Origin of the sequence: Pseudomonas sp. Mn2068, assembly GCF_049319725.1 — a bacterium.
GTDB lineage: Bacteria > Pseudomonadota > Gammaproteobacteria > Pseudomonadales > Pseudomonadaceae > Aquipseudomonas > Aquipseudomonas gingeri.
Genome location: NZ_JBMOUG010000001.1, coordinates 840,271 through 865,920, shown reverse-complemented (window position 1 = coordinate 865,920; position 25,650 = coordinate 840,271). Strand labels below are relative to the sequence as shown.

Genomic DNA, 25,650 nt, shown 5'->3' with positions numbered 1-25,650 from the left:
CCAGGGGCTGGACGGTGTCGTTCATTATTACTCTGCTCAAGTCCCGTCATCCGACCGCTGGCGGCCGGACGACGAGAGGTTTCAGGCGGGCTGGATCAATGGGTGAAGTCGGATTTCCAGTAGCCTTCGATGCGCTTGACCAGCGAATCGGGCAGGGCTACGTAGTCCAGCGAGGCCGCTTGTTGCTGGCCGTTTTCCAGGGACCACTTGAAGAAGTTGAAGGCTGCCGCGCTCTGCTCGGCATTCTTCGGCTGCTTGTACATGATGATCCAGGTGGTCGCGGTGATCGGCCATGCGGCGTCGCCCGGAGCGTTGGTCATGATCAGGTTGAAGTCCTTGGCGCTGGACCAGTCGGCGGTATCGGCGGCGGCCTGGAAGGCCTTGGCGTTAGGCTGGACGAACTTGCCGGAGGCGTTCTTCAACTGCGCGTGGGTCATCTTGTTCTGCAGGGCGTAGGCGTATTCGACGTAGCCGATCGAGTTCTTGATCTGCTTCACGTAGGCCGAGACACCCTCGTTGCCCTTGCCACCCACACCGACCGGCCAAGGCACGGTGGTGCCGAAGCCGATCTTGGCTTTCCAGTCGGCGCTGGCTTTGTCCAGGTAGTTGGTGAAGTTGAACGAAGTGCCCGAGCCATCGGAGCGGTGCACGACGGTGATCTTCGCGTCAGGCAGCTTCAGGCCCGGGTTGAGGGCGACGATGGCCGGGTCGTTCCAGGAACTGATGGTGCCCAGGAAGATCTTCGCCAGGGTTTCGCCGTCGAGCTTGAGTTGACCGGCAGCGACGCCTTCGATGTTCATTACCGGCACGATGCCGCCGATCACGCTGGGGAACTGGCCCAGGCCACCGGCCTTGAGTTCGTCAGCCGACAGTGGGGCGTCGGAAGCGCCGAAGTCCACGGTCGCGGCCTTGATCTGGGCGATACCGCCACCGGAGCCGATGGACTGGTAGTTGATGCGGTTGCTGGAGGTCTTGCTGTAGTCCTGGGACCATTTGGAGAGCACCGGAAAGACGAAGCTGGAGCCGGCACCGGTCACGTCGGTGGCATGAGCAACGCCGCTCAGGCAGAGAGAAGCCAGCAGGACCGACAGGCGTTTTTTTGTCAGCAAAATCACGGCAATACCTCGATGCACAGGGTTGGGTGAAAGGGTTCATAAGTCAGACTGATAGCGATTTAATGCCTGAAATATTTCTTTCTGATGACATGAAGAAATATTTAGTAATGGTGGGATTGTTGCGATCTACGTGGTTTTGATATTTGGAAATGGCGTAGCGAGGCATTCCACAGGTGGCGTGGCGCCATGACGATTGTCGGTAGCGTATGATGGGCGTTTTGATGTCGTTCGCCACAAGGATTCATCGATGCTGCCGAGTAAACGCGACCAGGCCCGTACCGAGGGGCTGATGGTCGCCACCCTGACTGAAGCCTGCCCGCGCGACAATCCCGGAAACTGGCGGCCGCGCCTGGCGCGCAAGCGTCCCGGGCGAGGCTAAGGCATGGCCAAGGAGATCGATAATCCCTGTATTTCAGTGTGCCAGCTCAGCGGCGAGCTGTGCGTCAGCTGTGGCCGCACCAAGGACGACATCCGCAAATGGAAGCGCATGAAGCGGCCGGAGAAGATGGCCGCCGTTCAGAGGGCGAAACTGCAAATGAGAAGCCTGCAGAAAAAGAATGCCTGAGGGCACCTGCAGGCTGTTCGCTGGCCGGCGGCCAGTATGGGTGAAGAAATCTGCTCAGCGCCGCCCGGCCCAGTAGTCATGCAGTCCGCGTGCTGCCGGTTCGATCGCGGCAACGCGCTGGCGGTGCAGCGGCACATCGAAGTTGGCCGGCAGTTCGAAATTATCCTGTTCCGCGCAGAAGCTGATCGCGTCCAGCCACTGTGCCTGGGCGGCCGGCAATTCAGGCCATTGGCTGACCCCGATGCCGCGCAGGTAGCCGAAGCACCATTCTTCGGCCAGGACCAGTGGTTGCCCCTGGTGTTCGGTTTCTTCGAAGCGGGCCTTGAAGGCTGCGGCATCTGTCGCCAGTTGGGTGGCCCGGGCATTCATGTGGCGCACGCTCAGGTCGATGAACTGCTTGCACTCCTGTGGACTCTCCCAGGCCGGGTTCTGCCCACCCCAGATGGCCGGGAACCATTCGGCGATATCCACCCGGGTCGGGCCGGAGACCAGCGCGGTGAGGTAGCCGTCGAGCTCGGAAGGATTGAGTACGCTGTGATCGTCGCCGTACTTGAGCAGGGTGTCCTCGATAAATTCGAAGTCGGCGTCGTTCAGTGGCAGGTCGTGCATGGGGCGTGTCCTTGGCGTGTCGGGCGCGGTAAAGCCGGCGCCGCGCTGGAAAAAGGCGCGCAGGATGGCGCTTTCGGCAGAATTTATCCAGCACCGCAGCCCGGGACTTTACCGCCGAGGAGCGCCGCGGGTCAGCCGTAGGCTGTGCGGTAGGCGAAAATGCCCGGTATGCCGCCGGTCATGATGAACAGGATATTGCTGCCCGGCGAATGCTCGCCGTCGGCGACCGATTGCAGCAGTCCGGCCAATGCCTTGCCGCCATAAACCGGATCGACCAGCAAGCCTTCCCGGGTCGCCAGGGTCCGGGTTGCCGCCTGCATCGCCTGGGTCGGGGCGCCGTATGAGGCACCTCTTTGCGAGTCATCGATATGAATCGCGTCGCGGGGCAGGTCGGCATCGCTGTCGAGCAGTTCGAGCACCTGGCGGGTCTTCTCCAGGGTCGCCTCGCGCGATTGTTCTGCGGTACCCAGCACCGAGTATCCCTTCACGCGGATCGGCGAAGCGGCGACGACAAGACCCGCCAGCAGACCGGCATGGGTGCCGCTGCTGCCGTTGGGGACAACGATCTGGTCAAACTCCACCCCGAATGCATGGCTCTGCGCGAGCAGTTCGGCCGCGCCTGCGGCGTAGCCGAGACAGCCCACGGGGCTGGAGCCGCCGAGGGGCATGAGGAAGGGCTTTCTGCCTTGGCGCCGGAGTTGTTCGGCGAGTTCCCGGGCATGGGCTGCAGGTGTCGCGCCTGCGGGCAGGCGCTGGACAGTCGCGCCGAAGAGATCGTTCAGCAGCACGTTTCCATTGAGTTGGTAATCGTCGTCCCCGCGAACCTGGGAGGGGCTCAGGATCAATACGCAATGCAGTCCATGGCGGGCGGCGACCGCTGCGGTGAGCCTGGCGTTATTGGATTGCGGCCCGCCCCAGGTGATCAGCGTGTCCGCGTCTTGCGCAAGCGCCTGTCCCAGCAGGAATTCGAGTTTGCGCAGCTTGTTGCCGCCACCGCCGAGGCCCATCAGGTCATCGCGTTTTACATAGAGATTGCAGCCCTTGAGCGCCGGCATCGCACTCAGCCGTGAAAGCTTCTGAATCGGCGTGGGGCCATCGAGCAGCGTCACGCGGGGGAAGGCGGACAAGGCCGATTGCAGAATATCGAGGGTACGCGCCATGCAGATCTACCTCATGAATAAAACGGTCACCGCAACAGCGCAGGCGTTTTCATGGGCAAATTATATTGATGGCTGGAATCTGGATAAATGTTGGCGCTGAAACATGAGTTGATACTTGGTGTAAGCAATCATGGAATTTTCAAGTTCTGTTTCACTGAAAACGATCAAAGCCATCATGAATAATCATTTTACATGATTTGCCGCCGAGTCCTATGTTGAGCGGGCAGATAAACCGTAGCCAGTGGCGGATCGAGTCATCGAGTCCGAGGCTGCGGAACAATAACTTCCCACAGCACCCCGGAGTCAACGTGAATATCCAGACTGAATCAATAAGAATTCGGAACCACCCTCGTTACAAGGATTTGGTATCACGGCGGCGAAAGTTCCTGGTTTCTCTCACGACGGCCACGCTCGTCCCCTTTTGTCTGTTCATCCTCGTGGCGGCTTTTATGCCACAACTTCTCGCAAGGAAGATTTCCGCTACCAGCATCATCAACATTGGTTGGCCGCTCGGATTGGCGTTTATCGTGGGGGCCTGGTTGCTGACGGGCCTCTATATCCTGCGGGCCAATGGCGAGTTCGACGAGCTGACCGCCGAGATTCGCCAGGGAGCCGAGCAATGAGCCGCCTCTTGCAGTCTCTGGGCCTGATGAGCTTTCTGTGCGCGGCGGGCAGTGCCCATGCGGCGGACGCGTTGCAGGGCGTCGACAGGCAGCCGGTCAACTTTACCGCCATTGCGATGTTCCTGGTCTTCGTCGTCGCGACGCTGGGGATCACCTACTGGGCGTCAACCAAGACCCGGTCCATGGATGACTTCTATAACGCCGGAGGCGGAATCACCGGGTTCCAGAACGGCCTGGCGCTGGCCGGTGACTACATGTCGGCGGCGGCGTTGCTGGGGGTCACCAGCATGATCTACTTCAACGGCTTTGATGGCCTGATCTACTCCATCAGTTTCTTCGTGGCCTGGCCGTTGCTGCTGTTTCTGTTTGCCGAGCGCATCAGGAACCTGGGGCGCATCACCATTGCCGACATTGCCTCCTTCCGGCTGGATCAGCGACGCATCCGCACGTTGACGGCCTTTGGTTCGCTGACCGTGGTGTGCTTTTACCTGGTGGTGCAGATGGTCGGGGCCGGGCAACTGATCCAGTTGCTCTTCGGTCTTCCCTATCACTATGCGGTCATCGCCGTCGGCTTGCTGATGGCGGTGTACGTCACCTTTGGCGGCATGGTCGCCACCACCTGGGTGCAGATCGTCAAGGCCGGGCTGCTGCTGTTGGGCGGGGTCGTGCTGGCGGGCCTGGCGTTGAGCCGGTTCGGATTTTCCCTGGAAACGCTGTTCCAGCAAGCTGTTGCCGCTCATCGCGAGGGGGAGCACATCCTGTTGCCCAGCAAACTGGTCGCGGATCCCCTCGCGCTTGTTTCCCTGGCGGTCGGACTGGTCTTCGGCACCGCCGGCCTGCCGCATATCCTCATGCGTTTCTTCACCGTTCCGGATGCCAAGGAGGCGCGCAAGTCGGTGTTTGTCGCCACGGGTTTCATCGGTTTCTTCTACGTGATCGTGGCGTTGCTGGGGTTGTCTGCCATCGTGATCGTCGGCCAGGATCCGGCTTTCTTCGAGAACGGCAACCTGGCCGGGAAACTCATCGGCGGCGGAAACATGCCGGTGATGCACCTGGCCAGGGCGGTGGGGGGCGACCTGCTGCTCGGTTTCATCTCTGCCGTGGCCTTCGCCACGATCCTGGCGGTGGTGTCCGGGCTCACGATGGCCGGCACCTCGGCGATCTCCCACGACCTGTATGTCATGGTGTTCAAGAACAACCGCGCGGATGCCGTCGATGAACGACGCGTTTCGCGGATCGCCTCCGTGTGCATCGGCATCGTTGCGGTGGTGCTGGGCATCGTGTTCAAGGACCAGAATATCGCCTTCCTGGTCGCCCTGACCTTTGGGGTGGCGGCATCGGTCAACTTCCCGATCCTGGTGCTTTCGATGTATTGGCGGGGCCTGACGACGCGTGGTGCGCTGATGGGCGGATTGGCCGGCCTGGTGAGCGCGGTCGGGCTGGTGATCCTGTCTCCGGCGGTCTGGGTCAAGGTGCTGGGCAATCCCACGGCGATCTTCCCTTTCGACTATCCCGCGATCATTTCCATGAACGTCGCGTTCTTCTTCACCTGGCTCGGCTCGGTCACCGATCGCAGTGCCGGGGCCGTCATCGAGCGCGGGCTGTTCGACGATCAGGTGGTTCGCGCCCAGACCGGCATCGGCGCAACCAGGGCAGTCAGCCACTAAGGCACGGACCAGGCGGTTTGGGCCGTTATCCGGACCGCCTGTGGGTTATCCATACAACTGACAATAAGGAGTCGGTCATGCAATTGCGCGACAATGGCTTGAGGTTTTCGCCCATTACAATCGTTCTGCACTGGGTGGTGGCGGTAGCGCTGCTGTTGATCCTGTGCCTGGGCCTGACCATTTCCCGGGTATCCGACAGTGCGCTGCAAGTGGAACTTGTCCGGGTTCAGAACCTGCTGGGCCTGGTTCTTTTCCTGGTATCGCTCTATCGCTTCTGGGCCAGAATCACTTCCTATCATCCTCTGCCCACGGGTACACCCAATCCCATCGAGTTGATCATCAGTCGATCGGTGGCCGTCGCGCTGGCCCTGGCGATGGTGTTGTTGCCGATCGCCGTCTGGGCAAGTCGATCAGCGGCGGGAGAAGTTGTCGGTTTGCCTGGAGGCTTCTCGATTCCCGCACTTATTCCCGTCAATGAAGAAGTCAGGCATGTCATCGATGTGCTCTTCAATATCGGCGCGTCGGCGTTTCTTGCGGGCCTGGCATTGCATGTCTTCGGCGCGGTCAAGAATCACATCCAGCTGAAAAACAATACGCTGAAGCGGATGCTTGGAAAAAAGGTGGAGTTGTGAATCATGAATAAAGTCGACTTTGATTTTTCCGGCAATGCAATCACCCAACTCTGCGGCGTTCGTTATCCGATCTTTCTCGGTGGCATGGCGGCCATTTCCGGCCCCGAACTGGTTGCCTCGGTGGCGAACGCCGGCGGGATGGGGGTTCTTGGCGGGCTCAGGCTGGCGCCATCGGTCCTGCGTCGCTGGATCCACGAGACACGCGCACTGACCGACCGGCCTTTTGGCGTCAATCTCGTCCCGCAGTTTGGTGGCCCCGACGTATTCGAAGCGCAGTTCCAGGTGCTCCTGCAGGAAAGGCCCCGGCTGCTGTCGCTGTTTTATGCCGAGGATTACGCCGCCGATATGATCCCCCGGGCGAAGGCCGCCGGGATGCGGGTGATGGTGCAGGTGGGCTCGATAGCGCTGGCCAGGCAGGCCATCGAGCAAGGGGCTGACATCATCGTGGCACAGGGCAGCGAAAGCGGCGGGCACCTGAATCGGGGCACGATCGGGATCATGTCGCTGTTGCCGGCGCTGGTTGCCGTCGCGCAGGGGCGGCCGGTACTGGCCGCCGGGGGGATCGTCACCGGCGAGGATGTCCGCGCCATGCTCTCGCTGGGCGCGGCGGGGGTTGTCGTCGGCACGGCTTTTGTCGCCTGTAACGAGTCCAATGCCCATGAGCTCTACAAGCAGAAGATTGTCGAGGCGACCGCGGATGATACCGAGTACCGCACCGGCTATTCCTTTGGCTGGACGTACGGGACACCGCACCGGGTCATTGCCAATCGTGACAAATGGAATCCGTTGCGCCTGATGGGCGGGGGCGCCCGCAAGATCGATCCGCCACGCATGGCCAGGAAGCTATCGCTGTATGCCGGCCAGGGGGTGGGGAAAATCCATCGTGTCGGGCCCGCGGCGGATCGCATGGCCGTGCTGGTCGAGGGGCTGGCGCCCGCTGATCAGGCGCCGGTCAGGCTTACTGAATCGTTGGCCGGTTGATGTGCTCCTGCGCCAGTTCGATAAAGGCGCTCAGGGCAGAGGTGAGCATGGTATCGCTGCGACGGATGAAGACCGTCGAGACGTTGGCGAATTCGGCCGGCAGCGTGTGGCAGTGAATGGCATGCCGCACGCTGCAGCTCTCGGCGATGGCCCTGGGCAGGAGGGTCACGCCCATGCCCGCCGCCACGCATGAGAGGATGCCGTCGAGTGTGCCCAGCTCCATGATCTGGTTGGGCACCAGGCCGACCTGATAGAACCAGTTCTCCAGGGTCGAGCGATAGAAACAGCCGGTGCGGAAAACCAGCACGGTTTGCTGGGGCATCTGTTCGATCAGCGTTGCCAGCGAGTCGAAGTGGCTGCTACTGACCAGCACCAGTTCCTCTTCGAATGCGACGTCCTGTGCCAGGGCCGAATTCTGGTGGAACCCGCCAACGAAAGCGCCGTCGAGCCGATGGGTCTCGATGGCCTTGATCAGCTCGGCGGTTGTGCCGGTCAGCAGGGAAAGCCGTACCTCGGGAAAACGCTCGCGGTAGCGGGTCAGGACTTGCGGCAGGCGGATCGCCGCGGTGGTCTCCATCGATCCCAGTCGCAGCATTCCGCTCGGCACGCCGGTATCCATCAGGGCGCTGCGACTTTCATCCGTGAGTTGCAATATGCGTCGGGCATAACCGAGGAATGTTTCACCGGCTGAAGTCAGGACTACACCACTTTTCTTGCGAATGAACAGATCCCGATTAAGTTCGGTTTCAAGTTCTTTCACCCGCATGGTGACATTGGACTGGACGGTATTCACGTTGATTGCCGCCGCGGTAAAACTGCCAAGCTCCGCAACCGCACAGAAAATCTTCAGCTGGCGCATTTCCATAAGTAATGTCACCTATTATTAGAAGTGATGGATGTCATCACTATCCATCAATTTACTAGATTGATGGTGATTAGTAAAGTGCCGGAAAACAGGGGCGAGGCGGGCAGTTAAAAGATGAAACTGACTTCGAAAATCGAAAGTATCTTTGCCGGCGGAACAGGGACTTTACAGCCCGAAGGGCAGCGCAGCGGAATCTTCAAACGAAGAGTGACGGGCCCGGTCCGCGTGGATATCCAGGGCATCGTGGGTGACGAGCATGCGGATACCCGGGTGCATGGCGGGCCGGAAAAGGCCGTTCATCAATATGCGATGGAAAACTACGCACGATTGGCACTGGCTTATCCGCAAAGTGTGGAGGAGTTGAATCCCGGCAGTCTGGGAGAAAACATCTGTGCGGTGGAACTGAGCGAACGAAATGTGCATATCGGCGATGTTTTCCAGATGGGCGGTGCAGTCTTGCAGGTGTCGCAACCGCGCAGTCCGTGCTGGAAGATCAATCATCGTTTTGGCGTCGAACAGATGTCGATGTTTGTGGCCCATGAGCGAATTACCGGCTGGTATTACCGGGTACTCGAACCCGGGGTTATCCGCGAAGGCGACGTGATCGAACTTGTGCAGCGGCAAACGGATCGGTTTTCCATCGACAGGTTCTGGGAAGTGCAACTGTCTCATCGGCCGCTGATAGAGGAGTTGCTGGCGTTGGCCGCGATTCCCGGGCTGGCCGCGGACTGGCAGCGACGGTTGGCTGAGAGGGCGAAATGGCTGGGCCAGAGACTTCATGATAAGTGATCGAATGGATCATTAATCATCATTTTACATGATCTGGCGTGGCTCCTATGTTGTCTCCGCGGGGCACTCCGACGAACCGGGTCGCCATTGACCGGGCGTTTCGCCGGAAGACCGCCTCGCTGTTTCCAACAAGAAACCACCACACAGGGGACTCCCGTCATGAGCAATCAGCCAGCCGATATCGCCCATTACATTCATGGTCGCGTGATGCCAGGTACTTCCGGGCGCACGCAAAACGTCACCAACCCCGCCACCGGATCGGTGACCGGCAGGGTGGCCCTGGCCTCGTCGCAAGAGGTCGATGCCGCGGTACGGTCCGCGTCCGCTGCGTTTGCGGCCTGGTCGAACCTGCCGGCCCTGCGTCGTTCGCGGATCATGTTCAAGTTTCTCGACCTGCTCAACAAGAACCGCGACACGCTGGCCCGGATGATCACCGCCGAACACGGCAAGGTTTTCACCGATGCCCAGGGTGAAGTCACCCGCGGTATCGAAGTGGTCGAGTTCGCCTGTGGCATCCCTCAACTGCTCAAGGGCGATTACTCCGAGCAGGTCTCCACCAACATCGATAACTGGACCGTGCGCCAGCCCCTGGGCGTGGTTGCTGGCATAACGCCCTTCAACTTCCCGGTGATGGTGCCCATGTGGATGTTCCCGGTGGCCATTGCCTGCGGCAATACCTTTGTCCTCAAGCCCAGCCCCATCGATCCCACACCGGCCTTGCTGATCGCCGAGCTGTTCAAGGAGGCCGGGCTGCCGGACGGCGTGTTCAACGTGGTGCAGGGCGACAAGGAAGCGGTGGACGCGCTGCTGGAGCATCCGGAAGTCAAGGCCTTGAGCTTCGTCGGCTCGACGCCGATCGCCAACCATATCTACGAGACCGGCGCGCGCCACGGCAAGCGTGTCCAGGCCCTGGGCGGAGCGAAAAACCACATGGTGGTCATGCCCGACGCCGATATCGACCAGGTCATCGATGCGCTCATGGGTGCGGCGTTCGGTTCGGCAGGGGAGCGCTGCATGGCCATCTCGGTCGCCGTGCTGGTGGGAGATGTTGCCGACAGGCTGATGCCGCGACTGGTCGAGCGCACGGAGACGCTGAAGATCCTCGATGGCATGAACCTGGCCGCCGAAATGGGGCCGATCGTCTCGCAGGTGGCGCGCGAGCGTATCACCGGCTACATCGAGCAGGGCATCCGGGAAGGTGCGCAGTTGCTGGTCGACGGTCGTGGCTTTGATGGCCGGCAAGCCGGCGACAACTGTGAAAACGGTTTCTGGCTCGGCGGCACCGTGTTCGATCACGTCACACCCGAGATGAAGATCTACCGGGAGGAAATCTTCGGCCCGGTGCTCGCCTGTGTACGGGTGAAGGACTTTGCCGACGCGGTGGAACTGATCAATGCCCACGAGTTTGGCAACGGCACGGCCTGCTATACCCGCGACGGTCATGTCGCCCGCGAGTTCGCCCGGCGGATCCAGGTCGGCATGGTCGGCATCAACGTGCCGATTCCGGTGCCCATGGCCTGGCACGGGTTCGGTGGCTGGAAGCGTTCGCTGTTCGGTGACATGCATGCCTATGGTGAAGAAGGCGTGCGCTTCTACACCAGGCAGAAATCGATCATGCAGCGCTGGCCGAACAGCATCGCCAAGGGGGCCGAATTCGCGATGCCGACTTCCCAGTAGCCGGCTCGCCCGGACAGGCTACTGATTCAGCGGCTTGCGTCCGGAAACGAAGTGGCTGACATCGTTGAAGCCCGGCGTCGAGGCATGCCCCGGCGTCACCAGCGAATCGATAAAGGCTTCATCCTCGGCGCTGATCTGTACCGCCAGCGCCTTGGTGTAGCTGTCCCACTGTGCTTCGGTGCGCGGACCGACAATCGCCGAGCTGACCGCCGCGTTGTTCAGGACCCAGGCGATGGTGAATTCGACAATGCCCACGCCGCGGTCCTGGGTGTATTGCTGGATCTGCTGGGCGATGCGCAGGGACTCCGGTCGCCATTCGGTCTCCAGGATCCGCTTGTCCTGGCGGCCGGCGCGGCTGTTGGCGTCCGGCGCGACATCCGGCGCGTACTTGCCGCTGAGCACGCCACGGGCCAGCGGGCTGTAGGGCACCACGCCGAGACCGTAGGCCGCGGCGGCGGTGATCTGCTCGGTCTCGGCCTGGCGGTTGACGATGTTGTACAGCGGCTGGCTGATCACCGGCCGGTCGACCCCGAGCCGTTCGGCCACGCGGATCACTTCGGCGATGCGCCAGCCGCGATAGTTCGACAGCCCCCAATGGCGGATCTTGCCCTGGCGCAGCAGGTCGCCGATGGTCGATACGGTGACCTCCAGCGGGGTATTGTGGTCCTCGCGGTGCAGGTAGTAGATATCCAGGTAATCGGTGCCGAGGCGCGTGAGGCTGGCCTCGATGGCATTGAAGATGTGCTTGCGGCTCAGGCCGCTGCGGTTCGGTACGCCATCCGCCGGGCCGATGGCGACCTTGGAGGCGATGATCCAGTCGTGCCGGTGGCGGGCCACCCCTTCACCGACGATTTCCTCCGAACGCCCGGCGTTGTAGACGTCGGCGGTGTCGATGAAATTGACGCCCTGGTCCCAGGCCTTGTCGATGATCCGCAGGGAGGTTTCGGTATCGGTCTGTTCGCCGAACATCATGCTGCCCAGGGTCAGCGTGGAAACCTTGAGCCCGGACTGGCCGAGGGTGCGATAACTCATGATTGTCGTCCTTTTGCGCTGACGGAAAAGTCTCAATCAGATACCAGAAGCCCGTCGCCGGGCAATCCCTCAATTATCTTGCCAATATCTGACGGTGTGTGGACCTGATAACGGGCGATGCCGGTTACCAGATCCTTTTCATGGCGTGGGGATTACTGGGCGCGCAGGCCGCGGGTCATGCGCAGGGCCAGCAGGCTGCCGCCGACGATCACGGCCGCCAGCACATACAGTGCGGCGTCGGTGGAACCGCTGGCATCCTTGACCCAGCCGACCAGGTACGGGCTGAGGAAACCGGCCATCTGGCCCATCGAGTTGATCAAGGCCAGCCCGCCGGCGGCGGCACCGGCACTGAGCAGGGCGGTCGGCACCGGCCAGAACATCGGCAGGCCGGTGAGGGCGCCCATGGTGGCGATGGTCAGGCCAAGAATGGCGATGGCCGGGTGGGTGGCGAAGTTGACCGCGATCAGCAGGCCGATGGCGCCCATCAGCATCGGTACCACCAGGTGCCAGCGACGCTCCTTGCGCAGGTCGGCGGAGCGTCCCACCAGCAGCATGAACACCGCCGCCAAAAGATAAGGAATCGCGCTGAGCCAGCCGATCACCAGGTTGTCGCTGAAACCGAGGTTCTTGATGATCGACGGCAGCCAGAAGTTGATGGCGTAGACGCCGCTCTGGATGCAGAAATAGATCAGGCCGAACGCCCAGATGGCCGGGTTCTTGAACACCTCGCCGAGGGAGTCGCTGACGGTTTTCGGCTTGTTGGCGGCATCGATCGCCTGGTCGGCTTCGAGCACCGCGCGCTCTTCGGCGGTCAGCCACCTGGCGTTGGCGAACTTGTCCGCCAGCAGGAAGAACGCCGCGACACCCAGCAGTACGGTGGGGATGCCCTGCAGCAGGAACATCCACTGCCAGCCGGCGAGTCCGCCCTGGCCGGCGGCGAAGTGGTTGAGGATCCAGCCGGAAAACGGGCTGCCGAGCAGGCCGGAAACCGGGATCGCCGACATGAACAGGGCCATGATGCGACCGCGCCGGAAGCTCGGGAACCACTGCGAGAGGTACAGCACCACGCCCGGGAAGAACCCGGCTTCCGCGGCGCCGGTGAACAGTCGCAGGGTGTAGAACTGGGTCGGTGTGGTGACGAACAGCAGGCAGGTCGACAACAGGCCCCAGGTGATCATCATCAGTGCGATCCAGCGCCGTGGACCGAAACGGTTCAGGGCCAGGTTGCTCGGTACGCCGCACAGCACGTAGCCGATAAAGAAGATCCCGGCCCCGAGGCCGTAGATGGTTTCACTGAATTTGAGGGCGTCGAGCATCTGCAGCTTGGCGAATCCAACGTTGACCCGGTCGAGGTAGTTGAACAGGTAGCAGATGAAGATGAAGGGGATCAGGCGCAGGGTGATGCGCTTGTATACGGCATTTTTCAAGTCAGCGGTGGCCTGGGGCAACGCGGCGCTCTGTGACATGGCGGTCTCTCTTTATTATGATTTTTTGCGATGCAAGGGTAACGTTGATCGCCCTGTGAGTCTCGGCCACCCCGGGGCCTGCTGTCTTTGTGCCGATGCACAGGGTTTGCCGGTGTACCCTGTGCCACTGAACAATCTAGACCAAGGACCCGCTCCCCATGTTCGAACTGGACCATGACCTCGCGCAGGATATCGTCGACCGCACGATGGCGATCCTGCCTTACAACGTGAATGTCATGGACAGCCAGGGCCTGATTCTCGGCAGTGGCGAGAAGGAGCGGGTCAACACCCGGCACGAAGGGGCACAGCTGGTACTGGCCAATGGGCGGGTAGTGGAGATCGATGTACAGACGGCCAAGCACCTCAAGGGCGTGCAACCGGGGATCAATCTGCCGCTGCTGCACGATCAGCGGCTGATCGGCGTGCTGGGTATCACCGGCGACCCGGATCAGTTGCGCACCTACGCCGAGCTGGTACGCATGACCGCCGAAATGCTGGTGGGCCAGCGCCATCAGCAGGCCGAGCAGCAATGGCGGCGCCAGCGCAGCGATGACCTGCTGGCCCTGCTCCTGGGCGATGCCGGGGATTCGCCGCGGCTGGTCGACGAAGCCCGGCAGATGGGGCTCAAGCCGCAGTTGCCGCGCATTCCGTGCCTGTTCGAACTGGAGCCGGGGCAGAACGTCGACGCGTTGATTACCTGGCTGCAGTCGCGATACCCCGACAGTTGGTGTGTCAGTGCCTCGGAGTCGTCATTGCTCTGGTGCCGTCCGGCGACGGTGGCACTGGATGAGCTGCGGTTGCTGGAGAAGCTCGACGGCCAGGGCTGGAAAGTCCTGCGACTCGCCCAGGGCGGACAGGCCGATGGCCTGGCGGGGTTGCGCCGTTGTTACCGGCGGGTCAGCGACCTGCTGGCCTACGGTCGCGATGTGGTGCCTCTGACCCGCGTGTTGCAGCTCAACCGCTATCGGCTGCCGGTGATGCTCTGGCGGCATCGTGATGACGATGCCCTGGAGGAACTGCTCAAGCCCTTGCGCAGGGTGATCGCCAAGGATGGCAACGGCCAGTTGCTCTCGACCTTGCGCAGTTGGTGCGAGCACGATGGCCAGAGTCATGCCTGCGCCGAAGCCCTGGGCATCCATCGCAACAGCCTGCGCTATCGCATGGAGCGTATCGCCGAACTCAGCGGCGTCGATCCGTTGCGCCTGGACGGGATGCTGGCGTTGTACCTGGGCGTGCAGTTGCTGCCGCACGACGAGCCGGGTTTGTAGAAATGAACAATAAAGCCCGCCAATGCTTGTGCAGCAGACAGGCGTCATTCCCAGTTTCAACTGGCAGCATGGACGCCATAAGAACCGGAGAACGCCCCCATGAAAATCATCATCGCCCCTGACTCCTTCAAGGACAGCCTGAGTGCCGACGCTGTGGCCAAGGCCATTGCCGAAGGGCTGGCCGAAGTCCTGCCGCAGGCACAACTGATCCAGTGCCCGATGGCCGATGGTGGCGAGGGGACGGTGGCGTCGGTGCTGGCGGCCTGCAATGGCGAGCGGCGTGACGCGACGGTCCAGGGGCCCCTGGGCACGCCGGTGCAGGCCCATTGGGGCTGGTTGCCGGACAGCCACACCGCGATTATCGAGATGGCCGAGGCCAGCGGCCTGCAACTGGTGCCGCCCGGCCAACGAGATGCCTGTATCAGCAGTACCTTCGGCACCGGCCAGCTGATTGGCGCGGCCCTCGATGCCGGGGCCCGGCGGATTATTCTGGCCATCGGCGGCAGCGCTACCAACGACGCCGGTGCCGGTGCCTTGCAGGCATTGGGCCTGGGCTTGTTCGACGCCCGGGGACAGGCGCTGGCGCGAGGCGGCCGGGCCCTGGCGCAACTGCAGCGTATCGAGCAGGCCGGGCTGGACCCGCGCCTGGCCGAAGTGCGTTTCGAAATCGCCGCCGACGTGAATAACCCGCTGTGCGGCGAGCACGGGGCTTCGGCGATCTTCGGTCCGCAGAAAGGCGCGACACCGGCCCAGGTCCGCGAGCTGGATGCCGCCCTCGGGCATTTTGCCGACCTGTGCGCCGAGATACTGCCCGGTGATGTCCGCGACGAGCCCGGCAGCGGTGCGGCAGGGGGCCTGGGCTTCGCCGCCAAGGCCTTCCTCGCCGCGCAGTTCCGCCCGGGGGTGGAAGTGGTCGCCGAACTGGTGGGCCTGGCGCAGGCGGTGCAAGGTGCTGATCTGGTGATCACCGGCGAAGGGCGCTTCGATGCCCAGACGCTGCGTGGCAAGACGCCCTTTGGCGTGGCGCGGATTGCCCGGCAGTATGGCGTGCCGGTGATCGTGCTGGCCGGCACCTTGGGCGAAGGTTATGAGCAGATGTACCAGCACGGTGTCGATGCGGCGTTTGCCCTGGCATCCGGACCGATGAGCCTGGAACAGGCGTGTGCCGAGGCCGCGCCCCTGCTGTCGGCGCGGGCGCGGGATATCGCCCGGGTGTGGAAGCTGGCGGCAGCGCGCTGAGCGACACCCTCTTCCTTGTGGCGAGATAGTGTCTGCCGGACGATTCAGCGCTAAGCTTGCGCACAAGGAGCGTGAGACCGCCCTGCAACTGGCGCGAAGCCAGGATGCCCGCTACCTGCCAGGACGGACCGGCCCATCGATGCGTGAACCTTCACCCTGCAATACCGCTGCACCTTCCGCCCAGCCTCGTCGTAGCGGGGCTGACCTGATCGCCGGCCTGTCGATCGCCGGCCTGCTGCTGCCCGAGGCGGTGGCCTATTCGACCATCGCCAATCTGCCGCCCCAGGCCGGGGTGATCGCGCTGTTCGCCGGGCTGCTCTGCTACGGACTGTTCGGTACCAGTCGCTTTGCGATCGTCTCGGCCACCTCGTCGTCCGCCGCGGTACTGGCCGCGGCGACGCTGTCGGTGGCCGGAACGGACATCGCCCTGCGCCTGACCATGGCCATCGGCCTGGTGCTGATCACCGGCCTGATGTTCCTGCTTGCCGGGCTGTTCAAGCTGGGCAGCGTGACCTCGTTTATCGCCAAGCCGGTGTTGCGCGGCTTTGCCTTCGGCCTTGCGGTGACCATCATCCTCAAGCAGGTTGCGAGCATCGTCGATGTCCATCCGGAGCACAGTGACCTGATCCGCTTTATTCCCGAACTGCTCGGGCAATTGCCCCGATGGAACTGGGCCGGCGCGGTAGTGGCCGGCGTGGCGTTGGTGCTGCTGTGGATTTTCGGGCGTTTCCGACGTCTGCCGGGGGGCCTGCTGGTGGTGATGCTGGGGGTCGCCGCGGGCGAATGGCTGGATCTGCCGAGTCATGGGGTCGGCCTGATCGGTGTCATCGACCTGCAATTGGCAGTGCCGTCGCTACCACGCCTGGGCTTCTCCGACTGGTTGAAGCTGGTAGAGCTGGGCTTTGCCCTGGTGATGATCCTGTATGCCGAATCCTATGGCTCCATCAGCGCCTTCGCCCTCAAGCATGGCGACCGGGTGAGTTCCAATCGCGACCTGCTGGTGCTGGGCGGTGCCAACCTGTTGTCCGGGCTGTTTCATGGCATGCCGGCCGGTGCCGGGTATTCGGCGACTTCGGCCAATGAGGCCGCGGGGGCGGCGTCACGCTGTGCCGGAGTGGTCGCCGCGCTGGTGGTGCTGCTTATTGTCTCGACGCTGCTGCCGTTGATCGCGTTGACCCCGGAGCCGGTGCTGGCGGCGATTGTCATTCATGCCTTGACCCGGGCGGTCAGCCTGGAACCCTTGCAGCGTTACTTCGCCTGGCGTCGCGATCGATTCCTGGCGATCTGCGCGGTAGGCGCGGTCCTGTTACTCGGGGTACTGGACGGCCTGCTGGCGGCGGTGGCGATCAGCCTGCTGCTGATGCTGCGGCAGATGTCCTCGGCGGCGGTCCAGGTACTGGGGCACCTGGCTGACGGCCATGACTTTGTCGATTGCCAGTTGCACCCGCAGGCCCGTGAAGTGCCGGGGCTGCTGATCCTGCGGCCGGGGGAGCCGCTGTTCTTCGCCAATGCCGAGCGCATTCTCGGCAGTGTCCAGCGCCTGGCCCGACAGCAGGGGCCGGGGGTAAAGGCGGTGATCCTCAGCCTGGAAGAGTCCCCTGACCTGGATGGCACCAGCCTCGAGGCGCTGCAGGACTTTATCCGGCGTTTCCGGGCCGGGGACCAGGACCTGCTGTTTGCCCGCCTGAAGCACGAGGCCCATCAGGCCTTGCTGGCGTTACCGCAGGAGGTCCTGTCCAGGGTCACTCTCAGTGAGTTGAGCGTCTATGCCGTGGTGCAGCAGGCGCAGGCAGTCGACAGTGGGCTCAGCACTGCTGATTCAGTGCCACCAGGCTCAGTGAGTCGATGAACCGGACGCCAGCCACTTCCATCTCCTCCATGGCCCGTTGCAATGAGCCGTCCATGTCGATGGCACGGCAGGCGTCGGGAATCAGGAAGGTGGTGAAGCCCGCCGCCCTGGCGTCCAGCGCGGACCAGGCGACGCAGTAGTCCAGGGCCAGGCCGGTCAGGTACACCGTCTCGATCCCGCATTCCTTGAGGTATCCGGCCAGGCCGGTAGGGGTCTTGCGGTCGGCCTCGACAAACGCCGAGTAGCTGTCGATGCCCGGGTTGCAGCCCTTGCGTATCACCAGCCGGGCATGGGGCAGGTGCAGGTCGGCATGCAGTTCGGCGCCACGGCTGCCTTGCAGGCAATGGTCGGGCCACAGCACCTGGGTGCCATAGGCCAATTGCACGGTGTCGAACGGCACGCGCCCCGGATGGCTGCTGGCGAACGAGGCATGACCGGCGGGGTGCCAGTCCTGGGCGATGATGACATTGCGAAAACGGCTCGCCAGGCGGCTGATCAGCGGCACGATCTCGTCGCCACCGGCAACGGCCAGCTGGCCGCCGGGGATAAAGTCGTTCTGCACGTCGATCACGATCAGCGCGCAACGTGGGTCGTTCAGGGGCAACAGGCTGTCAGTGTGGGGCATTCAAATGTCCTCGGATGCTGAATTTCACGGGGTAAAGCATACAAGGATGACTCTAGTTCTTCCGGCTTGCGCAGGAGGTGCGCCGTGTTGTCAGCACTCGGCGCCGGACAGGGTAGGTGATTGACCGGTCGCCGTTTCCCCCGGGTAGCTGTTCCCGGGTGAAACGGCTGCTGCCCGACCTGGCGCAGGCTAGGTGGCGAAACGCTCGCGCAGCACATTCGCCATGGCTTGCAGCTCGGCGGCGGAGTTGCGTCCGATCAGCATGTAGGCATGGGTCTTTCCAGCCCAGAACACTACGTTCATACCGTGCCGGACTTCCTCGGTCACCGGCTTCACGCCGTTCTTCGAACGGGTGATGCACAGCGCCAGGGGCCCGTGCTGCGGATCGAGGTAGGCCATCTGGGCAATCGGCACATGCTCGTATTCCAGCATCTGCACGCGCTTGAGCTGCGGTCCGGGCAAGGCTACCTGGCTAGGCTCCAGGACCAGTCCCAGGCCTTTGTCGAGGTTCTGCAACTGCGCCCGCTGCGAGGCTTCGTCGCCCGGCAGGTTGTCCAGGGTCTGCGTGGTATAGAGCGTCATATAGTCGGCCACCACGCTGCGCCAGCTGACTTCGCTCTGTGGTGCCGGCGCCTGCCAGACCTGGAACAGCCGGTCGGCGGCGATCCCGGCAACCATGAAGCTGGCGGCGACCGCGAGGAAGCTGCGTCGGCTCATGGGCGGCCTGGCGCGTTCCGACGGCAGTGAGTCGAGCATGGCTTCGAGCCTGGCCAGGGGAGCCTGTTCGAGCAGTTCGCCATAGGCGTCCTGGAACGGCAGGTCACTGCGGATCAGCCATTCGATGCGCTCGGCGACGGCCTCGTTTTCGGCGATGGCGATTTCCACGCGCGTGCGTTCCTCGATATCCAGTTCGTCATCGAGAAAGGCCACCAGAAGTTCATCGGAAGGCGTGTAGTGAGAAAGCTGATCAGTCATCGCCGTTCTCCGCTGGTTGAGGTGGGCACGGCACGCAGGGGCGGGTGCTCCGCCAGTTTCATGCGCGCGGCGGCGAGCCGGCTCATGACCGTGCCGATCGGCACCTCAAGAACATGGGCCACTTCCTTGTATGACAGGCCTTCGACATAGGCCAGGAACACGGTTTCGCGTTGCGCTTCGGGCAGGGCGTCGACGCGTTTGATGACCTGCGAGGCGAGCACATGGGTCTGCACCACCTGCTCGCCGTCGAAGGACAGCACCTCGTCGGCATCGACCTGTCCCTGGCCCCGGCGCACGCGCTGGGAGCGGACCTCGTTGAGCCAGATCGAATGCAGGATGCTCAACAGCCAGCGATCCATGCGGGTGCCCGCGACGAACTGGTCGCCACGCTCCAGCGCCCGGACACAGGTGGCCTGCACCAGGTCTTCGGCGATATGTCGTTGTCGGGACAACACCAGGGCATAACGCCACAGGCGTGCCAGGTGCTGGCCCAACTCGGCTCGTATTTCCTTGTCGCTGGCGATGGCAACCTCCGCGTCTATCGATTATCAGCTCTGGGTAGGATGGGCGATGGCGTCTGCCAGGTCTTCATATTCTTCGCACTGGGTGCCGCAGAGCGACTTGATGGTCTGCAACTGCTCCTGGGCGAGGTCCAGGCGGCCCTTGATCACGTAGGCTTCGCCCAGGTATTCACGGACCTGGGCATAGTTTGGATCGAGTTCCACGGCTTGCAAGTAATAGCCGATGCCCTCGTCGGTGCGACCCAGCTTGCGGGTGGCGTAGCCGCGATAGTTCAGGGCCTTGGCGGTATTCTGGTCCTTCAGGGTGTCGAGCACGTCCAGCGCTGCCTGGTACTGCTTGTCCTTGGCCAGGACGTAGGCGTAGTCGGCGCGTTCGTCGTCGGTGGTGGTGCTGCTCACCTTGGGCTCGCACTTGTTTTCTCTCGGGTTCCAGATTTGCTGCTCGGTGCATTTCGGCTTGGGGGGCGCGGGATCGTCACCGGAGGCGAACGCCAGGCTGCTCGACAGCGAAGCCGCCAGGCAACTGGCAATCAGGAAGGGAACGGCGAAAGTGCTTTTACGAAGGCTCATGGGTACTGCTCCGGGGTCGGCAACAAGGAGAACGCCTGGGCGTCGGGTTTTATTCGGTGGTTCTGAAAATTATTTCAGGCGGCCGCCCGGCAGCATGCGCCGCAGGGTGTCGTCGCCCAGGCCGTAGTGATGCACCAGGGCCATGATCGCGTGCAGGCCGGCGAGGATCACGATAACCCAGGCCACCTGTTCGTGCAGGCCGGCCAGTACCGGGCGCAGCGAACGGTCGAGGCTGACCAGCGTCGGAATGTCCACCAGGCCGAAGAAACTGAAGGGCTCGCCCTGGGCCCAGCGAAAGGCGAAACCCAGGCCGATCTGTGCCAGCAGCAATCCATAAAGCGCCAGATGGGCGAGTTTGGCCAGGGTATTCATGGCGCCGCGATGCAATGCCGGCAGGCGGCGTGCGGCGAACAGACGCCAGAGGATCCGGGCGATGACGATCAGCGCCAGCAGGATCCCGCAGGAGATATGCAACGACTGCAGGCCTTTGCGCCATGGCGTGCCGCGCTCCAGCTGGGCCCAGATCTGCGAGCTGGCGAAGAGATAGATCACCAGTACCGCGGTCAGCCAGTGCAGGCCGATGGTCAGGCGGTCATGGCGGTGCGTGGGCGTGTTGCCCGGGGGCAGGGAGACGGTGTGCATGGACAATCCTCGGTGGCGTTGTGGATTGAACACGCGATATCTGGAGTTTATTCATTCGTGGGCGAAATAATTTCAAGCCCTGAGGTCCTTACCCCGTTCGGCGACGCTCTGCGTCACAAAGCGGACGCAGAGCGTCCACGGAGACATTCCCACGCGGAGCGTGGGAACGATCGGTGATAGCCGTGGGAAAGGCGGTTACAGGCCCAGGTCCGACAGGCTCGGATGATCATCGGGACGACGTCCCAGCGGCCAGTGGAACTTGCGCTCCTCGGCCTTGATCGGCAGGTCGTTGACGCAGGCAAAACGATGGGCCATCAGGCCGTTCTCGTCGAACTCCCAGTTTTCGTTGCCATAGGACCGGAACCAGTTGCCCGAGTCGTCATGCCATTCATAGGCGTAACGCACCGCGATACGGTTGTCGGTAAAGGCCCAGAGCTCCTTGATCAGCCGGTAATCGAGCTCCTTGGCCCATTTGCGGCTGAGGAAGGCCTTGGCTTCTTCGCGGTTGTTGGCGAACTCGGCGCGGTTGCGCCATTTGGTGTCCAGGGTATAGGCCAGGGACACCCGTTCCGGGTCGCGGGAGTTCCAGCCGTCTTCGGCGAGGCGAACTTTCTGAATCGCCGATTCACGGGTGAAAGGCGGAAGTGGCGGGCGAGCGTCTGCGTTAGATGACATTTCAATGTCTCCAATGAGGTTGAGTTCAGACCAGTTGTCGCGCTGTGTTCAAGCGAAAGGTGTCACGCCCGGGAAGTCGTCATCCAGATTGAGCGGTTATTCCCGGGGCATGACGCCGTCAGAGCGCCAATAACTTCCGCGCCATGCATTGCGCATTATCGGCTGCACCGTGGTCGCCCATGACCAGTGCAACGGTAATGGCTCCGTCGATCAATATCAGCAATTGCCGGGCAACTGCTTCTTTGTCGTCGATGCCATGTGCTTCACAGAGCTCGACGAGATAGTCGAGCAGTTTCTGTTTATGTTCCTTGGCCAGCAGACGCACCGGATCCTGTGGATCGCCGGTCTCGCCCGCGGTATTGATAAAGGCGCAGCCACGGAAGCCTTCGGAGGTGAACCAGCCCGTCAGGACACTGAACAGGTTGAGCAGACGTTCACCGCTGGTGGCGGCCTTGTCGACTTCGCGGCGGTACCACTGCATCCAGCGCACGTCCCGCCGGCGCAAGGCCTCGACGGTCAGGTGATCCTTGGTGCCGAAGTACTTGTAGATACTTTTGCGCGCCACGCCGGAAGTCTTCACCAACAGGTCGATCCCGGTGGCATGGATGCCACTTTGGTAGATCAACCGCTCGGCGGTATCCAGAAGGGTGTCGCGGGTTTGATTCGGAATATTTTCGTTCATGGGAGAGATGGTAGAACGATCGTTCTCCATGGTCAATCCCTGTTCTCGAAATAAACCGTCGGGAGCTGTGTTGCCGTCCCTGGCAACCGTGATGGCGGGGAGATCAGACTTTGAAGAAGCTGACTTTCTGCGTCAGGCTGTCGGCCAGTACCGAGAGTTCGCGGCTGGAGAGGGCCACCTGGTTGGAGCCGACCGAAGTCTCCATGGCCGCATCGTGGATGCGGTTGATGTTCTGGTTCACTTCCTGGGCCGCGACGCCTTGCTGGGTGGAGGCGCTGGCGATCTGTGCGTTCATGTCATTGATCGCGCCGACTTCCTCGCGGATCCGGATCAACGCGCCTTCGGCGACACGGGTGCGTTCGACGGTTTGCTGGGCCATTTCGCGGCTGTTGCGCATGATCTCGGCGGTCTTGCCGGCACCGGACTGCAACTGGGCGACCATTTCGCGGATTTCCCGGGTCGAATCCTGGGTACGGGTCGCCAGGGAGCGCACTTCGTCCGCCACCACGGCAAAGCCGCGTCCTGCCTCGCCGGCGCGGGCGGCCTCGATGGCGGCGTTGAGGGCCAGCAGGTTGGTGCGTTCGGCAATCGAATTGATCACCGCCACCACGTTTTCGATGGCCTGGCTGTCGTGGGACACCTGGTCCACCGACTCGGCTGCGCCGTCGAGCACCAGGGACAGGCGCTGCATCTCGCTGGAGGTGGTCTGCACCATCTGCTTGCCGCTTTCCACCGCCTGGTCGGCGGCGTTGCTGGCCAGCGCGGCTTTCTGCGCGTAGCCGGCGATTTCGTGGACCGTGGCCGCCATCTGGTTGATGGCGGTGGCCATGCGCTGGGTTTCCCCGGTCTGTACGCGCATCTGCTCGCTGTTGCTGTCGGAACTGGCCAGCAGTTGCGTGGACGAGCCCATCAGGTCGTGGGCCACCGCTCGTACCTGGGTGATGGTTTCGGCCAGGTGGCGGTTGCTGGTCTTCAGGGCGCCCATGACGCTGTCCGGGTAGCGGGTATCGATCACCCCGTCGAGTTGGCCGTTGGCCAGCTGGCGGATCGAGTCGGCGACCGCTTCCGGTTCCGCGCCGAGGGTCGACTTGAGGTTGCGGATGATCAGCACCGAGACCAGTACGCTGAGCAGCACGGCGATGGAAGTAGCCAGCAGCATCAGGGTGGCGAAGTGGCTGGCGGTGGCGCGCACGTCGGCCAGTTGCGTGCCGATCGAGGCTTCCTCCCAGTCGATCAGCGCATTGATGCGTTTGAGCCATTCCTTGTAGGCCGGGGAAATATCGGACAGCAGGAAAGCCTGGGCCTTGTCCATGTCGCCCTGCTTGCGCAGCTCGATCAGGCGGGCGGTCAGGGCCTGGGTAGCGCGCTCGCTGCTCTTGATGTCATCGAGCAGGCGCCGTTCGGCATCGGAGGCCCCCATGTGGGAGAAGATCGCATCCATCGGCTGGGCCGAGGCCTGGTAATCGGCGTTCAGCCGTTCGATGTTGCGCAGGTGGGTGTCCAGACCGGCGCCGTCGCGGACCAGCACCGCATCGCGAATGGCGATGGCGCGATCATGCACACTGCCGCGGAAGTTGATGGCGTAGCGTTGCTTGACCGCGCTGTCGTCACTGACGTTGGTCAGGGTCGAGTCGATCAACCCCACGCGATTGACCCCGATGAGGGTCACCAGAATCAACAGCGAAAGTACCAGCCCAAACCCCAATCCAAGGCGTTTGGCGATTGTCAGAGAGCGGGTCATTTCAGGTTTCCTTAGCGTAAACGCAGGATTGATATCAGAGAGCCATTAGATGGGCCAACTTGTAGCCCGTTACAAGGGCCAGTCGGAATTTGTTTTTGCCTATCAGGGCAATGGGCCGAATATCTCGAGGTTGGCAGCAACGCCCTCCTGGAAGGCGAGCGCAAAAAGCGATGCATGGTGTAAGCTCTCGAGTCCTTCGCATTCGACCCTTAGCGAGCCCTATGCCGTCGCTCTTCAAACGCTCCCTGTTGCCCAAACTGCGCAGTTTCCCGTTGACTGCCGATGCCTTGACCATCCTGCCGTCGGCCGCCGAGTTCCGTCGCTGCCTGCTGGAGAAGATCGCCGGGGCACGGCAACGCATCACCCTGGTGGCGTTGTATCTGCAGGAAGACGAGGCGGGGCAGGAGATTCTCGATGCACTGCATGCGGCCAAATCGGCCCATCCGGCGCTGGAGATCGTCGTCGTGGTCGACTGGCTGCGCGCCCAGCGTGGCCTGATCGGCGCGGGCAAGCAGCCGGGCAACAGCGCCTGGTACCAGGCGCAGACCCGCGACCACACCACCGAAGTGCCGATCTACGGCGTGCCGGTGCAGACCCGCGAGTTGTTCGGCGTGCTCCACCTCAAGGGTTTCGTGATCGATGATTGCGTGATCTATAGCGGCGCGAGCCTGAACAACGTCTACCTGCACAAGTTCGACAAGTACCGCTTCGACCGCTATCACCTGCTGCAAAACCGCGCCCTGGCCGATTCGATGCAGGGGCTGATTCGCAAGGAGCTGCTGGCTTCCCATGCGGTCTGCCGCCTGGACCTGCCGAGCCTGCCGAGCACCCGCAGCCTGCGCGGCGGTATCGGCGATCTGCGCAGCCGCCTGAAAAAGGCCCAGTACGACACTCAGGCCGGCGCCGAACCGAGTTTCAGCCTGTCGGTCAGCCCGCTGCTGGGCCTGGGCAAGAACAACCCGCTGAGCCGGGTGATCTGCGAACTGATCGCCGCCAGCCAGCAGCAACTGACCATCTGCACGCCGTACTTCAACCTGCCGCTGGCGGTGACCCGGGAGATCAACCGGGCCCTGGAGCGAGGGGTGAAGATCGATATCATCGTCGGCGACAAGACCGCCAACGACTTCTATATCCCGCCGAGCCAACCGTTCAAGGTCATCGCCGCTCTGCCGTACCTGTACGAGATCAGCCTGCGGCGCTTCGCCAAGCGTCATCAGGCGGCCATCGACAGTGGCCTGCTGAACCTGCACCTGTGGCGTGACGGTGACAATACCTACCACCTCAAGGGCATGTGGATCGACCAGCGCTATACCTTGCTGACCGGCAACAATCTCAATCCCCGGGCCTTCCGCCTGGACCTGGAAAACGCCTTGCTGATCGACGATCCGCGCAGCGAACTGCTGGAGCCAAGGGCCCGGGAGCTGGAGCTGATTTTCGAGAACACGCGGCGTATCGACAGCTTCAAGGAGCTGGATACCCTGGTGGAATACCCGGAGGCGGTGAGCAAGTTCCTGCGGCGGGTCAGTCGGGTGAAAATCGAGCGGTTGTTGTATCGGATGCTTTGAGGCGGCTCCTTGTAGGAGCCGGCTTGCCGGCGATGCAAGGCTCGAGGCCGTTGTCGCTGGAAGCCAGTTTCTGCACAGCGTGGCCTTCCAGGCGACATTGCATCGCCTGGAGGTCAC

26 protein-coding genes are annotated in these 25,650 nt (G+C 62.6%); 12 read left to right on the top strand and 14 right to left on the bottom strand.

Annotation, left to right across the window (positions count from 1 at the left end; translation table 11 throughout):
- Positions 1-95: 95 nt before the first annotated feature.
- Positions 96-1,115 (bottom strand): phosphate ABC transporter substrate-binding protein PstS, encoded by a 1,020-nt coding sequence (gene pstS / locus ACL9RJ_RS03705; protein WP_103032562.1) that lies wholly within the window; start codon positions 1,113-1,115, stop codon positions 96-98.
- 247 nt (positions 1,116-1,362) lie between these two features.
- Here pstS and ACL9RJ_RS03700 point away from each other — a divergent pair, with 247 nt between their 5' ends.
- Both ACL9RJ_RS03700 and ACL9RJ_RS03695 read left to right on the top strand, forming a co-directional pair.
- Entirely contained in the window at positions 1,363-1,494 is a 132-nt protein-coding gene (locus ACL9RJ_RS03700) for a hypothetical protein (RefSeq protein WP_017127417.1), read from the top strand.
- Between the two features lie 3 nt (positions 1,495-1,497).
- A complete protein-coding gene (locus ACL9RJ_RS03695) occupies positions 1,498-1,680 on the top strand; it encodes a DUF1289 domain-containing protein (RefSeq protein ID WP_017127416.1) in 183 nt (60 codons plus the stop codon).
- Between the two features lie 54 nt (positions 1,681-1,734).
- Here ACL9RJ_RS03695 and ACL9RJ_RS03690 read toward each other — a convergent pair whose 3' ends face one another.
- The gene (locus ACL9RJ_RS03690) at positions 1,735-2,289 is read right to left on the bottom strand and encodes a UPF0149 family protein (RefSeq protein ID WP_017127415.1); all 555 of its coding nucleotides are present in this window, start codon (positions 2,287-2,289) and stop codon (positions 1,735-1,737) included.
- A gap of 131 nt (positions 2,290-2,420) precedes the next feature.
- The gene (locus tag ACL9RJ_RS03685) at positions 2,421-3,449 is read right to left on the bottom strand and encodes a D-cysteine desulfhydrase family protein (RefSeq protein WP_422764899.1); all 1,029 of its coding nucleotides are present in this window, start codon (positions 3,447-3,449) and stop codon (positions 2,421-2,423) included.
- A 212-nt stretch (positions 3,450-3,661) separates the two neighbouring features.
- Here ACL9RJ_RS03685 and ACL9RJ_RS03680 point away from each other — a divergent pair, with 212 nt between their 5' ends.
- The 4 genes from ACL9RJ_RS03680 (at position 3,662) to ACL9RJ_RS03665 (ending at position 7,352) form a co-directional block, all read left to right on the top strand.
- Positions 3,662-4,072 (top strand): DUF485 domain-containing protein, encoded by a 411-nt coding sequence (locus ACL9RJ_RS03680; RefSeq protein WP_017127414.1) that lies wholly within the window; start codon positions 3,662-3,664, stop codon positions 4,070-4,072.
- Positions 4,069-5,739 (top strand): cation/acetate symporter ActP, encoded by a 1,671-nt coding sequence (gene actP, locus ACL9RJ_RS03675; protein WP_177118969.1) that lies wholly within the window; start codon positions 4,069-4,071, stop codon positions 5,737-5,739. The genes ACL9RJ_RS03680 and actP overlap by 4 nt, the downstream gene beginning before the upstream one ends.
- A gap of 77 nt (positions 5,740-5,816) precedes the next feature.
- Entirely contained in the window at positions 5,817-6,371 is a 555-nt protein-coding gene (locus ACL9RJ_RS03670) for a cytochrome b (protein ID WP_177082201.1), read from the top strand.
- Between the two features lie 3 nt (positions 6,372-6,374).
- Positions 6,375-7,352: an NAD(P)H-dependent flavin oxidoreductase gene (locus tag ACL9RJ_RS03665; protein ID WP_422764898.1), complete on the top strand. Its 978-nt coding sequence runs from the start codon at positions 6,375-6,377 to the stop codon at positions 7,350-7,352.
- Here the strand turns inward: ACL9RJ_RS03665 and ACL9RJ_RS03660 are convergent.
- Positions 7,330-8,217 carry a LysR family transcriptional regulator gene (locus ACL9RJ_RS03660; protein ID WP_042935891.1) on the bottom strand — a complete coding sequence of 296 codons (888 nt, stop codon included), beginning with the start codon at positions 8,215-8,217 and terminating at the stop codon, positions 7,330-7,332. The two genes, ACL9RJ_RS03665 and ACL9RJ_RS03660, sit on opposite strands and share 23 nt — an antisense overlap.
- Positions 8,218-8,331: 114 nt before the next feature.
- On the opposite strand from ACL9RJ_RS03660, the gene ACL9RJ_RS03655 reads away from it, so the two are divergent.
- Together ACL9RJ_RS03655 and ACL9RJ_RS03650 are read left to right on the top strand one after the other, a co-directional pair.
- On the top strand, positions 8,332-9,006 hold the full coding sequence (locus tag ACL9RJ_RS03655) for an MOSC domain-containing protein (protein WP_422764897.1): 675 nt from the start codon (positions 8,332-8,334) through the stop codon (positions 9,004-9,006).
- A gap of 159 nt (positions 9,007-9,165) precedes the next feature.
- Positions 9,166-10,683: a CoA-acylating methylmalonate-semialdehyde dehydrogenase gene (locus tag ACL9RJ_RS03650; protein ID WP_017127408.1), complete on the top strand. Its 1,518-nt coding sequence runs from the start codon at positions 9,166-9,168 to the stop codon at positions 10,681-10,683.
- 18 nt (positions 10,684-10,701) lie between these two features.
- Here the strand turns inward: ACL9RJ_RS03650 and ACL9RJ_RS03645 are convergent, their stop codons facing one another.
- Positions 10,702-11,715 carry an aldo/keto reductase gene (locus ACL9RJ_RS03645; RefSeq protein WP_422764896.1) on the bottom strand — a complete coding sequence of 338 codons (1,014 nt, stop codon included), beginning with the start codon at positions 11,713-11,715 and terminating at the stop codon, positions 10,702-10,704.
- Positions 11,716-11,867: 152 nt separating this feature from the next.
- Complete coding sequence (locus tag ACL9RJ_RS03640) at positions 11,868-13,181, bottom strand: MFS transporter (RefSeq protein ID WP_017127406.1); 1,314 nt, start codon at positions 13,179-13,181, stop codon at positions 11,868-11,870.
- A gap of 158 nt (positions 13,182-13,339) precedes the next feature.
- Here ACL9RJ_RS03640 and ACL9RJ_RS03635 point away from each other — a divergent pair, with 158 nt between their 5' ends.
- The 3 genes from ACL9RJ_RS03635 (at position 13,340) to ACL9RJ_RS03625 (ending at position 17,537) form a co-directional block, all read left to right on the top strand.
- Positions 13,340-14,449: a sugar diacid recognition domain-containing protein gene (locus tag ACL9RJ_RS03635; RefSeq protein WP_017127405.1), complete on the top strand. Its 1,110-nt coding sequence runs from the start codon at positions 13,340-13,342 to the stop codon at positions 14,447-14,449.
- A 99-nt stretch (positions 14,450-14,548) separates the two neighbouring features.
- On the top strand, positions 14,549-15,688 hold the full coding sequence (locus ACL9RJ_RS03630) for a glycerate kinase (RefSeq protein WP_103032565.1): 1,140 nt from the start codon (positions 14,549-14,551) through the stop codon (positions 15,686-15,688).
- A 139-nt stretch (positions 15,689-15,827) separates the two neighbouring features.
- A complete protein-coding gene (locus ACL9RJ_RS03625) occupies positions 15,828-17,537 on the top strand; it encodes a SulP family inorganic anion transporter (protein ID WP_422764895.1) in 1,710 nt (569 codons plus the stop codon).
- Here the strand turns inward: ACL9RJ_RS03625 and pncA are convergent.
- The 8 genes from pncA to ACL9RJ_RS03585 form a co-directional block, all read right to left on the bottom strand.
- Positions 17,494-18,162, bottom strand: coding sequence for a bifunctional nicotinamidase/pyrazinamidase (gene pncA / locus ACL9RJ_RS03620; RefSeq protein WP_177109024.1), 669 nt, complete (start codon positions 18,160-18,162; stop codon positions 17,494-17,496). The two genes, ACL9RJ_RS03625 and pncA, sit on opposite strands and share 44 nt — an antisense overlap.
- 189 nt (positions 18,163-18,351) lie before the next feature.
- Positions 18,352-19,137 (bottom strand): anti-sigma factor family protein, encoded by a 786-nt coding sequence (locus ACL9RJ_RS03615; protein WP_177109025.1) that lies wholly within the window; start codon positions 19,135-19,137, stop codon positions 18,352-18,354.
- Positions 19,134-19,631, bottom strand: coding sequence for an RNA polymerase sigma factor (locus ACL9RJ_RS03610; protein ID WP_017127399.1), 498 nt, complete (start codon positions 19,629-19,631; stop codon positions 19,134-19,136). Before ACL9RJ_RS03610 ends, ACL9RJ_RS03615 begins: the two co-directional genes overlap by 4 nt.
- A gap of 54 nt (positions 19,632-19,685) precedes the next feature.
- Positions 19,686-20,228, bottom strand: a complete 543-nt coding sequence (locus ACL9RJ_RS03605) for a tetratricopeptide repeat protein (protein ID WP_017127398.1) — start codon at positions 20,226-20,228, stop codon at positions 19,686-19,688.
- A 69-nt stretch (positions 20,229-20,297) separates the two neighbouring features.
- Positions 20,298-20,870, bottom strand: a complete 573-nt coding sequence (locus tag ACL9RJ_RS03600) for a cytochrome b (protein WP_177131066.1) — start codon at positions 20,868-20,870, stop codon at positions 20,298-20,300.
- Positions 20,871-21,065: 195 nt separating this feature from the next.
- Positions 21,066-21,545, bottom strand: a complete 480-nt coding sequence (locus tag ACL9RJ_RS03595; protein ID WP_042935887.1) for a DUF1348 family protein — start codon at positions 21,543-21,545, stop codon at positions 21,066-21,068.
- Positions 21,546-21,663: 118 nt separating this feature from the next.
- Positions 21,664-22,227 (bottom strand): TetR/AcrR family transcriptional regulator, encoded by a 564-nt coding sequence (locus ACL9RJ_RS03590; RefSeq protein WP_017127395.1) that lies wholly within the window; start codon positions 22,225-22,227, stop codon positions 21,664-21,666.
- A 103-nt stretch (positions 22,228-22,330) separates the two neighbouring features.
- Complete coding sequence (locus ACL9RJ_RS03585) at positions 22,331-23,968, bottom strand: methyl-accepting chemotaxis protein (RefSeq protein WP_103032566.1); 1,638 nt, start codon at positions 23,966-23,968, stop codon at positions 22,331-22,333.
- 221 nt (positions 23,969-24,189) lie between these two features.
- On the opposite strand from ACL9RJ_RS03585, the gene pssA reads away from it, so the two are divergent.
- Entirely contained in the window at positions 24,190-25,533 is a 1,344-nt protein-coding gene (gene pssA, locus ACL9RJ_RS03580; protein WP_017127393.1) for a CDP-diacylglycerol--serine O-phosphatidyltransferase, read from the top strand.
- Positions 25,534-25,650: the final 117 nt, after the last annotated feature.

Bases quoted from the DNA above. Each gene is read 5' to 3' on its own strand.
- ACL9RJ_RS03700 (WP_017127417.1), top strand. From the start codon at position 1,363: ATGCTGCCGAGTAAACGCGACCAGGCCCGTACCGAGGGGCTGATGGTC.
- ACL9RJ_RS03695 (WP_017127416.1), top strand. From the start codon at position 1,498: ATGGCCAAGGAGATCGATAATCCCTGTATTTCAGTGTGCCAGCTCAGC.
- ACL9RJ_RS03690 (WP_017127415.1), bottom strand. From the start codon at position 2,289: ATGCACGACCTGCCACTGAACGACGCCGACTTCGAATTTATCGAGGAC.
- ACL9RJ_RS03685 (WP_422764899.1), bottom strand. From the start codon at position 3,449: ATGGCGCGTACCCTCGATATTCTGCAATCGGCCTTGTCCGCCTTCCCC.
- ACL9RJ_RS03680 (WP_017127414.1), top strand. From the start codon at position 3,662: ATGTTGAGCGGGCAGATAAACCGTAGCCAGTGGCGGATCGAGTCATCG.
- actP (WP_177118969.1), top strand. From the start codon at position 4,069: ATGAGCCGCCTCTTGCAGTCTCTGGGCCTGATGAGCTTTCTGTGCGCG.
- ACL9RJ_RS03670 (WP_177082201.1), top strand. From the start codon at position 5,817: ATGCAATTGCGCGACAATGGCTTGAGGTTTTCGCCCATTACAATCGTT.
- ACL9RJ_RS03665 (WP_422764898.1), top strand. From the start codon at position 6,375: ATGAATAAAGTCGACTTTGATTTTTCCGGCAATGCAATCACCCAACTC.
- ACL9RJ_RS03660 (WP_042935891.1), bottom strand. From the start codon at position 8,217: ATGGAAATGCGCCAGCTGAAGATTTTCTGTGCGGTTGCGGAGCTTGGC.
- ACL9RJ_RS03655 (WP_422764897.1), top strand. From the start codon at position 8,332: ATGAAACTGACTTCGAAAATCGAAAGTATCTTTGCCGGCGGAACAGGG.
- ACL9RJ_RS03650 (WP_017127408.1), top strand. From the start codon at position 9,166: ATGAGCAATCAGCCAGCCGATATCGCCCATTACATTCATGGTCGCGTG.
- ACL9RJ_RS03645 (WP_422764896.1), bottom strand. From the start codon at position 11,715: ATGAGTTATCGCACCCTCGGCCAGTCCGGGCTCAAGGTTTCCACGCTG.
- ACL9RJ_RS03640 (WP_017127406.1), bottom strand. From the start codon at position 13,181: ATGTCACAGAGCGCCGCGTTGCCCCAGGCCACCGCTGACTTGAAAAAT.
- ACL9RJ_RS03635 (WP_017127405.1), top strand. From the start codon at position 13,340: ATGTTCGAACTGGACCATGACCTCGCGCAGGATATCGTCGACCGCACG.
- ACL9RJ_RS03630 (WP_103032565.1), top strand. From the start codon at position 14,549: ATGAAAATCATCATCGCCCCTGACTCCTTCAAGGACAGCCTGAGTGCC.
- ACL9RJ_RS03625 (WP_422764895.1), top strand. From the start codon at position 15,828: ATGCGTGAACCTTCACCCTGCAATACCGCTGCACCTTCCGCCCAGCCT.
- pncA (WP_177109024.1), bottom strand. From the start codon at position 18,162: ATGCCCCACACTGACAGCCTGTTGCCCCTGAACGACCCACGTTGCGCG.
- ACL9RJ_RS03615 (WP_177109025.1), bottom strand. From the start codon at position 19,137: ATGACTGATCAGCTTTCTCACTACACGCCTTCCGATGAACTTCTGGTG.
- ACL9RJ_RS03605 (WP_017127398.1), bottom strand. From the start codon at position 20,228: ATGAGCCTTCGTAAAAGCACTTTCGCCGTTCCCTTCCTGATTGCCAGT.
- ACL9RJ_RS03600 (WP_177131066.1), bottom strand. From the start codon at position 20,870: ATGCACACCGTCTCCCTGCCCCCGGGCAACACGCCCACGCACCGCCAT.
- ACL9RJ_RS03595 (WP_042935887.1), bottom strand. From the start codon at position 21,545: ATGTCATCTAACGCAGACGCTCGCCCGCCACTTCCGCCTTTCACCCGT.
- ACL9RJ_RS03590 (WP_017127395.1), bottom strand. From the start codon at position 22,227: ATGAACGAAAATATTCCGAATCAAACCCGCGACACCCTTCTGGATACC.
- ACL9RJ_RS03585 (WP_103032566.1), bottom strand. From the start codon at position 23,968: ATGACCCGCTCTCTGACAATCGCCAAACGCCTTGGATTGGGGTTTGGG.
- pssA (WP_017127393.1), top strand. From the start codon at position 24,190: ATGCCGTCGCTCTTCAAACGCTCCCTGTTGCCCAAACTGCGCAGTTTC.